Here is a 13,459-nt window from a genome sequence, read left to right on the forward strand (position 1 = left end):
TTTTTTCTATCGTTGAAACCTTACATAAGACTGGTACATAGCCCACTTAAAGCCTGTCTTCTCGTCTTTGTAATATTTTACGGAATCGCGCTTCATATATTTATAACTAAAATAGTTATTCTGTTCCTGAAAATCCTTTAGAACCGCAAGTGCCGTGTTCATCGCTTCGCCTTGATCAAAAGCAACTGCATGGCAGGTATAATAAAGGCGAACTTCATCCGTAAGTGGAGTATACTCCAATTGAACCTTTGCTGTTTTATTTGTTACATGCTGGTCTTCGGGAACAATCGTAACCGTTTCGTTTCCAACAGGGTCTTTTAACAAATCTCCAACTTCATCTGCAAAAGCAAGCCCTAAAAGACAAACAAAAGTTGCTGTGAGTGCAAAAAATTTCTTCATTATAGCCCCCAAAATCGAATTTAAAAAATCCTATACTCAGTTATTCTATCTGTTTCCATAAAAAAATCAAGCATAACCCTATATCGCCCTGCTTCAACACCTATAAGCGGAGAAGAAGAAATCAAAAGTCGTAAAGAAATTTCCTTGGGTTTGTTTTTTATTCTCGAGCGCCAATATTCGCGAACTGCATTTTTTACCGCTTGCTCACACGCTTGCTTTATGCCTTCAAAACCGTCTTCAAGTTTTCCGTATCCGACTCCTCGAATTTTAGGATTATTTATGCTTTTCCATGAATTATAAAGATTTATTTGACTTGCACTTCGCTTAAATTCAACGCGGCAATAAAGTCTGTCATCTTTGGAAGCAACATTCTCATATTGAATTGAATTTAATTCTTTTTCCGTCAATTCTTGAACTGTCGAAAAATCTATGTATTCTTTTACTGCGCGCGTTTTGTCGTAAGGCGTATAGTCGATTTTCCAACCGTAAAGCATTCCTTGAACAAAAAACGGTCCAGTTTTTTTTAGCCTGCTTACTGCAAGCGAATATGGATTTTCATTTTCGTCCTGTTCTGCAAAGTCAACTTTTCCTTCTTGCCAATTAATTCCTGGATATGCTTCTTTTTCTGCCCACAAAAGAATCTGAATTTTTTGTTCCTGATTTACGCTTTGTGCCGAACAAATTGCAGAAAAAAACGATAAAGCAAAAAATATTAAAAATAAGCGTTTTTCCATACTTTTATAGGATTTATTCCCATCCGAACAAGAAAATACAACCAGCAAAAACCAAAACCTGCAAGGTGAACAGAATGTGCAACTCCGCTACGCATTCCTAAAAAATGACTGAAAAATTCGATTATCGCATAAGCAACAACCAGCACTGGAGCTGGAACAGGGATCAAGCCCCAAATAAATATTCTACTTTTTGGAAAAACAACCGCATAGGCAAGCAAAACTGCATAAACTGCCCCACTTGCACCTAATAAAATTATACGCCACTGCCCAGTGAAAAAATAAACCGCAAGCGAAAAAAGTCCGCACAAAGTTCCAATTAAAAGATACATCAATAAAAATTCTTTTGTTCCCAAAGCCTTTTCTATTGAAAGTCCAAAAAAGAAAAGTCCCAGCATATTAAAAAAAAGATGCTGAAAATTCCCATGGACGAACATATATGTAAAGGGTTGCCAGTACATTTTTCCACCAATGCAGTTATAAACATTTAATGAAAGAATGTAACTCAAACTTGGAATAACCTGCTGGATAAGGAAAATCGCTGTATTGATTAAGATGATTGCGAGAGTTGCATTTTTAAAACTGTAGGAAAAAGGTTTTCGTATTATTGATGCCATTCTTTAGTCCGCTATTTTTATTTCTGAAATAAGTTTTTGATCTGCAAGAGTAACTCGGTTTCTTCCATTTCGTTTTGAAATATAAAGTGCCTGATCCGCTTGGTCAACGAGTTGTTTAGGAGAAGTAACAGGGTTAGTTTTAGAGTTAAATACGGTAACTCCCACCGAAATCGTAACTTTTACATGCTGATTTTCATAACAAAAATCGTACTCTTCAACATGGCAGCGAATTCTTTCTGCAACTGTCATTGCATCATCCTTATCTGTATTGTCGAGCATAACGGTAAATTCTTCGCCACCGTAACGGCTTGCAACGTCTTTTGCTCTTATGCACGAGCGGATAATTTTTGCAACGGTCTGTAAAACATAATCTCCACAAGAATGCCCATAGGAATCGTTAAATCTTTTAAAAAAATCTATATCAAACATGATTACAGCAAGAGGAAGACTTTGAGCAAGTGCAAAATCAAGTTTATCGGCAAGCGCATTATAAAAAAAATATTTTAATTTTAAATGCGTCATCATATCGGTAGAAGAGCGTTCAAGCAAAACTGAATTATAAATTGCAATCGCTGCAAGATTTGCAATCGTTAAAATCTGCTCTTTTTCATATGAACTGTAACCGCTTTCTTGAGGGAGCGTTATCCTTTCGCCAAAAATTAAAATTCCATCAAGGTGATTTTTTTGAACAAGAGGGACGATTAACGAAGTTTTTAAAGAACCAACCGCCTCGATATTTGTATCCGCTGGAATTTCCATTTTTAATTCTTCTAATGTAAAAACTTTGTCGCCCTTTGTAATTAAGTGAACTAAAGGATTATTTGTTGGAATTTTATACATTATGCTCTTGTCAACTTCAAGCCCATTATAGTTTTTGTCCAAAATAAATTGATCTGAATCTAAGGCATCCAAAACGAAAAGTCCTGCGCCCAAAACTCTAAATTGTCCCATGCAAGTGTACAAAATAGATTCTATCAACTGCGAAAATTCTATAGTTGAGCAAAGCGAGCGCGAAATTTCCAAAAGCTGTTTTAAATCGTAAATTCTTTTTTCGTATTGCTGGGCAATTTCATCATATTTAACAACTTCGCTGTATTCTGACGGAAAATCAGTCTGCGTAGTATATTGGGTCACTTTCTTTCTACCTCGCCCATTATTGCATAATTCTTCATTATACCCAAAAATGTTGTCCAGTTTTCAAATTCTTGTTCAAGTTTTGAAGCATTCTCTCGATTTCTTGAAGAACCCAGCAAAACTTTTATATTAGAAACTAGGCTTGGGGTTGTTTTTTTTGAATCAATCAAAATTTCTTCAATTTGCTTGTAAAGACCAAAAAATTCCGTGCTCAAATCCTGCACAATTTTATGCGCTTGTTCGTTTATAGTATCGACAGAAGTTTCCAGTTTTTTTATAAAATCCGCATCTCTCCTTCCGTCGCGAATGTAACCTTCGATTATGATTTGGTCATTTTCTTCGCCACGTTCAAACGATTTTTCAAAAACTTCAATTTCATTCAAACTTTCTACACAGGAATAAACTTGACTTGCAAACTCTGATTTTTGAACAGAATTCTCAAAAAATCCTTCTATAACTATGTCATCCAAAAGAGAGCGAATTTTTTCATCAAAGAATACGTTTATAAAAGTTTTTAAAATCTGTAACGGAGTAATCCAGGTGTAAGACTTTGTACTGTTCGAATGAATTTTTTCGCTGCTTTCTTCGTTATAGCCCTTCAATTCCAAAAGGCTTCGTTCTCCAAACAACTGTTTTAAATCCACAGAAATCGTATTATCTTTTATTTCTGATTTTATCCGCGTTTCATCCGAAATAAATTTTTCTTGAAGATGTGAAGCAAATTTTTGTCTTGCATTTATCTTATATGAAGCAGTTGGAGGAACAAAATCCGCATCTTTTTTTGCAACTCTGGCAAGTTTTAAAAGTATATCTCCAGTTAAATATTTTGAAAGCACAGTGTTAATCTTTTTTAAAGCTGAAAAATATGTATTCGAATCGTCTACAGAAACAACTTTTCCGTGTCGAATATTCAAAAGTGCAGTTAAAGCCCGACCAACAGAGGTCGTTATCTTTAGATTTGCTGCAAGATAATAAAAATCTTGAAGATATGCGGAAAGCGACTCCAAAGAGCAAGGTGCAAACGCTGGCTGGTAATCTGGAATAAGACCTGTATAAGCCGGATCAAAATTGTGGATAAGCGAAATGTAATTAAAACGGCAGAAATCTGTAAGTTGATTCAACTTCGAAATAACTTCATCAATTTTTATAAAATCCGGAGTATTCAATTCTTTTATTAAAAACTCAAGAGTGTGTTTTTGATTTTCAAAAACTCTGCTCATAGGAAGTTTTGAATCTATAACTTCTTGTTTTCGCTTTTCTACGCTCAAATTTTCAAGTTTTTCCTGACTTGCGCCTGTAAATCCCGTGAGCAACAGCTGATTTTCATAATGCTCTTTTCTTTTTAAATCTTCTCCACTTATAGTTGCAGAAAGCAAATCTCCGACAGGCTTTGTATTTTCATATAGAATTCTAAAGAGTTCTGCAAAATTTGGCTGCAAAAGCCCATCTTTATATATGCTAGGTTGAAATGCCTTTAACTCGTTTTGAATTTTATGCAAAGCCTGCTTTTTTTTGACTTCTGGGGATGAACCCATAAAAATTGATTCTAAAAGGTTTGCAATAAAAGAAAAAATCCCCATACGAAATATTTTAGGGTTAAAAGTAAGATTTTACAAGGTTTTACGACAGATATGGCTCCAACACAGCCTTAAATTCTTCCTGAGTTGAACATTGTATAACTTTTAATCGCAGTTCTTTTGCACCGTCAAACCCTTTAATATAGTTGCTGAACCTGCCGCGCATTTTCATGCAAGCACCTTTTTCTCCAATAGTACAAACCAAAAGTTGCATTTCTTTAAAACCGAGGGCGAGGCTTTCTTTTAGCGAAATTTCGCATTCTTTTCCAGTTGTAAGATATTCTTTTACCCTTTTAAAGATGAGTGGATTTCCCTGTGCTGCACGCCCAATCATAATTCCATCGCAAAGCGTTTGTTCAAACATCATTTTTGCATCTTGCGGCGATTTTACATCTCCGTTTCCAAAAACCAAAATTCGCCTGTCGACATATTGAACCAAATCACGAATCGCATTCCAATCGGCTTTTCCGCCATAGCCTTGAACTGTCGTTCTTCCATGCAGCGTTATTGCAGACGCTCCTGCACTTATCGCAGAGTCCGCACATTCTTTATACGTAAGATGAGAAGAATCCCAGCCTGTTCTAATTTTTACCGTTACAGGAACAGTTCCTTTTACAGACGATTGGAGCCCTAATTCATCTTTGCGCTCACCTTTAAAATTTTCTACCGCCTGAACAACCGCTTTTGTTATTGAATAGAGTTTTTCTGGATTCCGAATTAGAGCACTGCCAGCACCAGTTTTTGTAACTTTTGGAACAGGACAGCCACAATTTATGTCTATGCATTCGCACGAAGTATTTGCCAGAACAATCTTTGCGGCTTCCGCCATAGTGTCTTCATTTGAGCCAAAAATTTGAACCGCATACGCTTTTTCGTTTTTTAAACGAGACATCATAGCAAAAGTTTTTTTATTGTCGCGCACCAGAGCTTCGCTGCTTATCAATTCTGTATAGCCAAAATCCATTCCACAGTCCGCACAGATGCTACGATATGCAGCATCGGAAAAATCCGCCATTGGAGCAAGAAAAATATTTCCGTTTAAAAAGAGATTTCCAATCTGTACAGGATGATAAAAAGGATTGTACATACAAGAGCGCAAAATTTTTAAATAAAAAATTTATTCGCTTAAATTAAAAATTTTACAACTGTTTGTCCACAACTGCTTGCTCAAATCTTCCAAAGGAATTTCAAGCATTTCTGCCAAAAATCTTGCAGTAGAAGGAAGATAAGCAGGCATTGTGCGCTTTTTTTCACGATATTCAGACGGAATCATAAAAGGACTTTCTGTTTCAATCAAAATTCTGTCGAGTGGAACATTTAAAACAGTTTCATGCAAATTTCTTGCATTGCGATAGGTTAAATTTCCTGCAAAAGAAAAATATATGTTGAGTCCAGCATCCAAGCATTTTTTTGCGTAGGTTGCATCTTCGCTATAACAATGAAGAATTGCTCCCTTTGACGGAATTCGCTCTTTTAGAACATCGAACACATCTTTTCCTGCATCTCTATTGTGAATTACAACAGGAAGTTGATATTTTTCGGCAATTTCCAACTGAGTTATAAAAATTTCCATCTGAGTCGTTTTATCGCCAAACTGCTTGTAATAATCAAGCCCAGTTTCGCCAACAGCAACAACATTTGGAAGTTTAAGACTTTCTTCTATTGTATTTATCCAATCTTTGCCAGGCGTTGTAACTTCTGAAGGCGCAACTCCAACCGCATGATAGATTCCTGGCAAGGATTTTAAATTTTGATATACTTTTTTAAAATCGTGTAGAGAATTGTTTATAGAAATAATGCGAGTAACACCAGCAAGGCGTGCTTGCTGCACAACGCGTAATTGTTCAATAGGGTCATCGTAAATAAGCCCGATGTGAGCGTGAGTATCAAAAAATTGCATGGCTAGTATCTTCCGAAATTATAGAAAACTGATGCGACAGCCCAGTTAAAAATTAACCAGTCTGATGATTAACTAATCTAGGTAATGATACACGAGAAGATTTTTGTTGTCAAACAATTTGCTATAACGCACGGCAATAAGTGGGCGTGAAGAGGGAGGATTTTATTCCCCCCCTCCTTCTAATTCTTAGAAGCAAGCCAGTCCTCAAACTCCTTTTCAAATTTAAGTTCGTTTTCTGAACCTATTTCGTAAAGCTGAATTTGTTTTTTTTGGGCACTGGAAAGATACGCTGCGTTAGAGACATAAAGGCTCATCAATGCGTCTTCTCCTGTTGCTATCAAAGGTAACTCTGAATTTATTGAATCTGCAAAAGCTTTAAAAACGTCAAGGTATGTATCTGGTGGCGGAAATTCAAAATCCAATTCTGTAGTCGTTGGAACAGGATTTTTATATTCTTCTGGCAACATTTTTTTGTAAAAATCGCTTGGTTGTGGATTTTCTATGATTTTTATACTTTTTGGAGTGCAGGTTACAAGAGCACGGTCAAAACTGATTTCCAATCTGTTTACGCCTGGATTTTCGCCAGTGGACGCTGTAAAAACACCAGTTAGCCCACCCTGCCATTCCATATATATGGTCGCTTCGTCTTCAACTTCTATATCGTGATATTTTCCTTCGTGGCAAAATCCGCTAATTTTTTCTGGCATACCAAAAAGCCAGCACAGAAGATCCAGACTGTGTGGACACTGGTTTAAAAGTGTTCCGCCGCCATCTGTCTTGTAAGATGCTCTCCACGGTGAACTTTTGTAATAATAATCCGTTCTAAACCAATCTGTAACAGTATAAGAGAGCCTTTTTACTTTTCCGTATTTACCGGATTCAATTATCTTTTTAATTTCGAGATTTATAGGATATTTTCGATGATGAAATATAAAACCCAATTTTTTGGAAGTTGGACGTGCTTGCACCATCTCTCGTCCTTGACGCAAGTAAACGCCAGCAGGCTTATCGCACAAAACATGAAGATTTCTTCTAAACGCTGCTCTAGCAACATTTTTGTGTGAATAATGTGGAGTTACAATCAAAACAGCATCAATAGAAAATTCTCCATCATCAAATCCTTGAAAAAAACTCTCGTCTGAATCGTATATTTTTATGTCGCCACGGTTTAAAAATTTGTGAACGCGTTCAAGATTTTTTCCTTTTACGCGTGTGCAGGCTGTTATTTTAAATCCCAATTCTTCATGCAAAAAGATTCTTTCCGCATATTTTGACCCCATATCGCCCATTCCAATTATTCCAAGATTTATCATAACAAAAGCCTCCACTAAAAATTTTCAATTAAATTATACAACGGAATTTGGACGAGAAGAAAAATTAAAGACCGATTAAAAGTTTATTTTGCTTTACTTCCTATTAAAATACCAATTGGTTTTAAATAAGAGATGTTTTCACATACGATTTTTGTAATAACCATCAAAGGAACCGCAATAATCATTCCCAAAATTCCCCAAAGCCAGCCTGCAAGAGAAAGTGCAACCAAAATTACAAAAGGAGAAATTCCTAAATTATCGCCTTCAATCTTTGGTTCTAAGATATTCCCCAAAACGAAATTTACTACGATTACCCAAATTGAAATAAAAATTGCCGGCAAAAGCGAAGGATAAAATTGAATAAAAGCGAAAATCATCGTTACGCTGCATGAAACTATAGAACCAAAAGTTGGGATAAAATTAAGACAAAACGCAATAAATCCCCAAATTAAAGGGAAATCCATTTTTGTTAAACTACAGGCAAAAAAAATTAAAAGTCCTGTAAAAAATGAAATTACAAATTTTATCGAAGCGTAATGCGTTACATCTGCAATTATATTTTGAACAACTCTTAGAACTCTAGAATTATGTTCATCGTCAAAGGCAAGACTTACTTTTTGTTTCATCTTCCTAAATTCTGAAAGTAAAAATCCAGACATCAATACGACAAGAAAGAGCGTTTTCATAAAAGTTACAACAGATGTTGTAAAATCAAGTGCTAAATTACGCAAATATTTGAGCACATTAAATTGATTTTCTATATTGGAAAAAATTGAAATATCAGTATCAAAACCCAAAATTGCATAAAGCCTTGAACCTGAATTTTCGGAAAGTTTTAATTTTAGCGCTTCCATAATCATAAAAAATTTTCGTTCATAGCGTGGAAGAGCGGATGCAATTGATTTAAAACTTACTGTCAAGAGATTTACAATCAAAAAGAATACAATAAAAAAAATCAAAAAAATTATCGTGGTAGAAAGCCACCATGGCATCTTTAATTTTGTCTTTAATTTTTTTATTGGTGGATAAAAAACAAACGAAAGCAGAATCGAAAGAATAACTGGTTTAAAAAACGAATCCATCACTTTAAAAAGTACACAAGAAAGAACAAAGGCAAAGAAAAAAAGCAATAAGAAAATTCCCTTAATAAATTTTATGTTAGAATCCACAAAAAAACTCCCAAGTAAAAATCTAATAAATTCTAATATGCAGACACTGCAAAGGCAACTCTAATCGCTTTGATAATTCTTTTTTATGTTGTGTAACGCAGGAATACCTAAAATAACGGCCAAAATTCCAGTTAAAATGTTGCTCACACCCATTACGATTCCCGCACTTTCCGTTCCATAAGAAGTACATTTCTGCAAAAATATTAAAACAGGGACTCTAAACAAAAAAATTCGACAGAAGTTAATCAACAAAGTAATCCTTGTTTTTCCGTAACCATAGAATAGTGCCAAAACGCTGGCATTTACTCCAAGTGGAATTGCGCCCCAAGCTTCATAGCGATAAATCATTTTTATCATTTCCTGAAAATCTGTATCTTTACCTGCAAAAAAATGAGAAATCTGTTCAAGGCAAATCAGCGACACGGTCATCAAAACTACGCCCAAAATGAGATTGCATAACAATACGCACCAAAAAGCCTGTACTGTTCTTTCAAACTTTTTTCCTCCGCGATTTTGACTTATAACCGCACTCGCTCCTTCTTGAAATCCATTTTGAGGCATTGTTGTAATTCCGCCAATGTTGTTGGAAATTCCAAGTGCACCTACAGTCTTTGGTCCATAAACTGTGCACATTGAATTTACAATGACTTTTCCCATTGCAAAGGCCATTTTTTCAAGTATTACAGGAAAAGATAGCAAAAGCATAGGATTTATTATTTCTTTTTTTATAGAAATTGCCTTTACTGAAAAACTAAAAAGATTGTTTTTGCGGCTCATATTGTATGCTGCAGCAAAAAGAACTGTTACTTGAGAAATTACGGTTGCAATCGCTATTGAAGTTACACCAAGATGATATACATAAACAAAAATTGCGGTTAATGTAAGTTTTGAAATTACTATCCCCATGTTTAGATAGAGAATTCGTTTTGAATTTCCCCTTGCGCGTTCTATTGCAATATAGATATTGTTAAAAAAAGTGATTACAAGAGCGACGATTTCTATTCTAAAATATGTTGTTCCAATTTGGATGAACTCTTCTGGAGTCTTCATAAATCTTAAAAACTGAGTTGCCCCAGGAATAAAAACAGCTAAAAGAAAAATTCCCAAAACAGCGCACATTGCTACCATCGTAGAAACTCGCCTGTGAACAAGTTCATAATCGCCAGCACCATACGCTTCGCTCACTTTTATGCTCGCACCAACTGCAAGACCGCTGCCCAACGCAGAAAGCATTATCTGTATTTGTCCGATATATGCAACCGAAGAAACAGCCATTGCACTTATGTTTGACGCAATCATCGTGTCAAAAGCCTTAAAAATTTGCGTAAGGCTTTGATACAAAGCGATTGGCAGACAAACATATAAAACTACATGCATTACATTTGCATTCAATGCAAAGTTGCGAAATTTTTCATCTTTTTTTGATAATTCTGCTTTCATTTTTTTACTCTTAAAAAAAGTATAATCTAAAATAAAATGTAAAAATACGAGTATTTTGCGATAAACTTTAATAAACTACAGATTTTTTGTTATTATCATAAAAAGGAAACGATGAATGGAACAAACTGTTTACGACAGCAGACGAAACGCACTTTACAGAGATAGAATTAAAGATTTTTTTATAGACTGCAAAATTCAAGCAAAATCGATGGCAGATTCGCACTATCATCCTTATTATGAATTTTTTTATGTTGTAAAAGGTTCGTGCAGAATTTTTGCAGAACACAATCTTTTTTCTGTGAATGCTGGCGAACTCGTTATAATTCCACCTTCGACCTTGCACAGAAGCCAATACGATGGCGAACATCCTGTGGAACGCATAACCCTTAGTTTTACAGCCGATTATATAAATTCTTTTGCACAAATATTAAATTTCAATCTTTTGAATGAACTTTTTGTCGGCAAAATGAGTTTTTTCGGCAAATCCAGAGGAGATTTTTTATCAGCACTTCAAGAGCTTTTACATGAAAGCAAAAACAAAGACAGTTTTTCGGAAGCAAACACAAAAGCACTCTTAACTAAAATCTTTATTTTGGTAAAACGAAATTCTTCAAATTTAAAAAAAAACGAAATAATCGGCACAGAAAATCATACAGAGCAATCAATTCAAAAAGCAGCAAAATATATATTCGAAAATTATTCAGACGAAATAACATTAAAAACTGCGAGCAGGGTTGCAGGAATGAGCGACACTTATTTTTCAAAAAAATTTATGGAAATCACAGGTTTTGGATTTAAAGAATATCTTACAAACATAAGAATAAAGCACAGCGAAGAAATGCTTTCGTTCGGAAAGCTAACGATAACGCAAATCGCAGGCGCCTGTGGCTTTACAGACGCAAATTATTTTGGCGACGCTTTTAAAAAACGCAACGGATGTTCTCCAAGCAATTTTCGCAAAAAAATCGCAACACTTAATTAAAACTCGTTGAGCATCAAGATAAGACTTGCAAACTCAATATAAAAAACGCAAAACTTAAATTTTTGTTCTATTGCAGGCAAGCTCCACTTTTGTGTTATTATAACCACGAGGTAAAAAAATGTTCGATGATGATTCTTATGTTCGCGATGAAGATGATTTAGACGATTTTGATTATTATGTTTCGTATATCAAAGCGCTTGAAGAAGAACAAGTAACAAAAAATGATATTTTACGCGAATTGATGGATGAATTTGATTTAGAAAAAGAAGATGCTGTAAAAATCTTAAAAAGATACCTTAGAGAAAAAGAATTCGATGATGATGACGAAGATGAAGAAGAAGATATCGTAGAAGATGATGACTACAGCGACGGAAATTCAGAAACATAAAATTTTTTATAGACGCTATTTTTAACACGTCGATAAGAAAATCTCAAAGTTTTAAATCGCTTTTGCACATGAATAAACGCAATCGCCTGCTTTTTCAATTTTTCTGACCAAATCTATAAATGCAAGTTCGGTTTTGACATCTCCACCATGTTCAAGTCTATTACGGCTAGAAAGTTTTAATTCTCGCTTTGTTGAATCAATTTTTTGTTCCAGCAATTCACTTTGCTGTTTTTCTTCGCTTGTCATACCGATCGTAAGATACAGACAAACTTGTTCAAAAAAATTTCTTACCAAATCAAGATACGATTCAATTTTCTTTGTAGATTCTTTTTGCATTTCAAAATTGTCGTTTACAAGATATTTTTTCAAAGTAAACATTATAGAAGAACATTCATCACTCAAATTTTCCAAAGAATCGGTTATTGCAAGCAGATGATAAAAATGAACTCTATCTTCATGATTCGCATTAGGAAGTCTTGTACAATCTTGCAAGAATTGAGTTATCGCTTCGTTCATTTCGTCTATGTAGTTTTCAATATTATCCACTTCTTCCACAGAATTTTCTAAAGAATCTAACGAAACATCTTTCTGTAAATTTTCTTCTATAGATATTCCTGCATTCAAAACGGTGTCGCAAATAAAATCGAACATTTCCATCACTTTTGCAGCCATTTTTGAAATTTCCTTTTGGATTTGGAAAGAATAAATATCCGCAGAAATATGGCTTGATGGAAGAATCGCAGGAAAAGTGTAATGGATATTTTTCTCTTTTGAAGTGTCTTTTATTAACTTTGAAGAAAGCGCTGCAATTTGGTCAATAAATGGAAGAAATATCAAAGTTGCACAGACATTAAAAATTGTATGCAACATCGAAATATGAGTTGTTATATTTGAAGCAGGCGTTCCTGGAACTATAAAATCAATAAACGATAGAAAAGGTCTAAATATACACAAAACTATCAAAGTTCCTGTAACATTAAATCCAACATGGACAAGCGCTGTTCTTTTTGAATTGACCGATGCCCCAAAGCTCGACATAACCGCATCTATTGTGGAACCAATATTGCTTCCTAAAATCAGCGCGGCACTCATTTCCCAACTTAAAGAACCATTCGCTGCCATTGTAAGAACTATAGCGGTCATTGCAGACGAAGAATGAAGCAGTGCGGTGATAAGAGCTCCAAAAAAAACTCCTATGAGAATTCCCAGCCTGCCCAATGATGAAATTTTCAACAAAAATGCCGTTGAAGAAGGACTTAACGAAAGCACTTCTTTTAAAAGTCCAAGTCCCATAAAAAGCAGCGCGAATCCCATAAAACTGTCTGCAAAATTATGAATTTTTAAATGCTTAAAATATTTTAAAATATAACCTACGCCAAAAAGCGGAATTGCAAGCGTTGCTATTGAAAAATTAAATCCGAATATTGCGACAATCCAAGCGGTAACCGTTGTTCCTATGTTTGCTCCAAAGATGACGGCAATCGCCTGTTTAAGAGTTAAAATTTCGGCGTTTACAAAACTTACGACCATTACGGTTGTAGCGCCAGACGATTGAATTATCGCAGTAACTCCAATTCCAGTTAGTAAAGCAGTAAAGCGATTTCCTGTTATTTTGCTCAAAAGTTTTTGGAGATTTTTTCCAGCTCCTTTTTGAATACCATTTGAGAGAAGGTTCATACCAAAAAGCAACAAACACAATGAACCCATAAATCCCATAATTTGACCAATGATATTTAAAATCATAAATACTCCAAATCTATTTTATAAAAAAACAAAGTGTAAAAACAAAATATCCTAATGCTCTTATGC

Annotated in this window: 13 protein-coding genes; 2 read left to right on the top strand and 11 right to left on the bottom strand. The window is 34.9% G+C overall.

Features of this window, described 5'->3' with window-relative positions; genetic code table 11:
- Nucleotides 1-6: 6 nt before the first annotated feature.
- The 10 genes from FXX65_RS02655 to FXX65_RS02700 form a co-directional block, all read right to left on the bottom strand.
- Nucleotides 7-399, bottom strand: coding sequence for a hypothetical protein (locus FXX65_RS02655; protein WP_147613313.1), 393 nt, complete (start codon nt 397-399; stop codon nt 7-9).
- A 20-nt stretch (nt 400-419) separates the two neighbouring features.
- Nucleotides 420-1,133, bottom strand: coding sequence for a hypothetical protein (locus FXX65_RS02660; protein ID WP_147613314.1), 714 nt, complete (start codon nt 1,131-1,133; stop codon nt 420-422).
- Nucleotides 1,112-1,747 (bottom strand): rhomboid family intramembrane serine protease, encoded by a 636-nt coding sequence (locus FXX65_RS02665; RefSeq protein ID WP_147613315.1) that lies wholly within the window; start codon nt 1,745-1,747, stop codon nt 1,112-1,114. The genes FXX65_RS02660 and FXX65_RS02665 overlap by 22 nt, the downstream gene beginning before the upstream one ends.
- A 3-nt stretch (nt 1,748-1,750) precedes the next feature.
- Nucleotides 1,751-2,881: a diguanylate cyclase DgcA gene (gene dgcA / locus FXX65_RS02670; RefSeq protein ID WP_147614973.1), complete on the bottom strand. Its 1,131-nt coding sequence runs from the start codon at nt 2,879-2,881 to the stop codon at nt 1,751-1,753.
- Nucleotides 2,878-4,461, bottom strand: coding sequence for a DUF5312 family protein (locus tag FXX65_RS02675; protein ID WP_147614974.1), 1,584 nt, complete (start codon nt 4,459-4,461; stop codon nt 2,878-2,880). Before FXX65_RS02675 ends, dgcA begins: the two co-directional genes overlap by 4 nt.
- Before the next feature lie 40 nt (nt 4,462-4,501).
- Nucleotides 4,502-5,545, bottom strand: coding sequence for a tRNA dihydrouridine synthase DusB (gene dusB, locus FXX65_RS02680; RefSeq protein ID WP_147614975.1), 1,044 nt, complete (start codon nt 5,543-5,545; stop codon nt 4,502-4,504).
- Nucleotides 5,546-5,575: 30 nt separating this feature from the next.
- A complete protein-coding gene (locus tag FXX65_RS02685; RefSeq protein ID WP_147613319.1) occupies nt 5,576-6,358 on the bottom strand; it encodes a TatD family hydrolase in 783 nt (260 codons plus the stop codon).
- A gap of 179 nt (nt 6,359-6,537) precedes the next feature.
- Nucleotides 6,538-7,671 (bottom strand): Gfo/Idh/MocA family protein, encoded by a 1,134-nt coding sequence (locus FXX65_RS02690; protein WP_147614976.1) that lies wholly within the window; start codon nt 7,669-7,671, stop codon nt 6,538-6,540.
- Nucleotides 7,672-7,754: 83 nt separating this feature from the next.
- Nucleotides 7,755-8,840: an AI-2E family transporter gene (locus tag FXX65_RS02695; protein WP_187115328.1), complete on the bottom strand. Its 1,086-nt coding sequence runs from the start codon at nt 8,838-8,840 to the stop codon at nt 7,755-7,757.
- 60 nt (nt 8,841-8,900) lie between these two features.
- Complete coding sequence (locus FXX65_RS02700; RefSeq protein WP_147614978.1) at nt 8,901-10,280, bottom strand: MATE family efflux transporter; 1,380 nt, start codon at nt 10,278-10,280, stop codon at nt 8,901-8,903.
- A gap of 115 nt (nt 10,281-10,395) precedes the next feature.
- Here FXX65_RS02700 and FXX65_RS02705 point away from each other — a divergent pair, with 115 nt between their 5' ends.
- Together FXX65_RS02705 and FXX65_RS02710 are read left to right on the top strand one after the other, a co-directional pair.
- Entirely contained in the window at nt 10,396-11,262 is an 867-nt protein-coding gene (locus FXX65_RS02705; RefSeq protein WP_147614979.1) for an AraC family transcriptional regulator, read from the top strand.
- Between the two features lie 118 nt (nt 11,263-11,380).
- Nucleotides 11,381-11,650, top strand: coding sequence for a hypothetical protein (locus FXX65_RS02710; protein WP_147614980.1), 270 nt, complete (start codon nt 11,381-11,383; stop codon nt 11,648-11,650).
- A 51-nt stretch (nt 11,651-11,701) separates the two neighbouring features.
- Here the strand turns inward: FXX65_RS02710 and FXX65_RS02715 are convergent, their stop codons facing one another.
- Complete coding sequence (locus tag FXX65_RS02715; RefSeq protein WP_147614981.1) at nt 11,702-13,393, bottom strand: Na/Pi cotransporter family protein; 1,692 nt, start codon at nt 13,391-13,393, stop codon at nt 11,702-11,704.
- Between the last annotated feature and the right edge of the window lie 66 nt (nt 13,394-13,459).

Source organism: Treponema pectinovorum (genome assembly GCF_900497595.1).
GTDB lineage: Bacteria > Spirochaetota > Spirochaetia > Treponematales > Treponemataceae > Treponema_D > Treponema_D pectinovorum.

Excerpts from the sequence above, each read along its gene's own strand:
- FXX65_RS02655 (WP_147613313.1), bottom strand. The coding sequence starts at position 399 with ATGAAGAAATTTTTTGCACTCACAGCAACTTTTGTTTGTCTTTTAGGG.
- FXX65_RS02660 (WP_147613314.1), bottom strand. The coding sequence starts at position 1,133 with ATGGAAAAACGCTTATTTTTAATATTTTTTGCTTTATCGTTTTTTTCT.
- FXX65_RS02665 (WP_147613315.1), bottom strand. The coding sequence starts at position 1,747 with ATGGCATCAATAATACGAAAACCTTTTTCCTACAGTTTTAAAAATGCA.
- FXX65_RS02675 (WP_147614974.1), bottom strand. The coding sequence starts at position 4,461 with ATGGGGATTTTTTCTTTTATTGCAAACCTTTTAGAATCAATTTTTATG.
- dusB (WP_147614975.1), bottom strand. The coding sequence starts at position 5,545 with ATGTACAATCCTTTTTATCATCCTGTACAGATTGGAAATCTCTTTTTA.
- FXX65_RS02685 (WP_147613319.1), bottom strand. The coding sequence starts at position 6,358 with ATGCAATTTTTTGATACTCACGCTCACATCGGGCTTATTTACGATGAC.
- FXX65_RS02690 (WP_147614976.1), bottom strand. The coding sequence starts at position 7,671 with ATGATAAATCTTGGAATAATTGGAATGGGCGATATGGGGTCAAAATAT.
- FXX65_RS02700 (WP_147614978.1), bottom strand. The coding sequence starts at position 10,280 with ATGAAAGCAGAATTATCAAAAAAAGATGAAAAATTTCGCAACTTTGCA.
- FXX65_RS02705 (WP_147614979.1), top strand. The coding sequence starts at position 10,396 with ATGGAACAAACTGTTTACGACAGCAGACGAAACGCACTTTACAGAGAT.
- FXX65_RS02710 (WP_147614980.1), top strand. The coding sequence starts at position 11,381 with ATGTTCGATGATGATTCTTATGTTCGCGATGAAGATGATTTAGACGAT.
- FXX65_RS02715 (WP_147614981.1), bottom strand. The coding sequence starts at position 13,393 with ATGATTTTAAATATCATTGGTCAAATTATGGGATTTATGGGTTCATTG.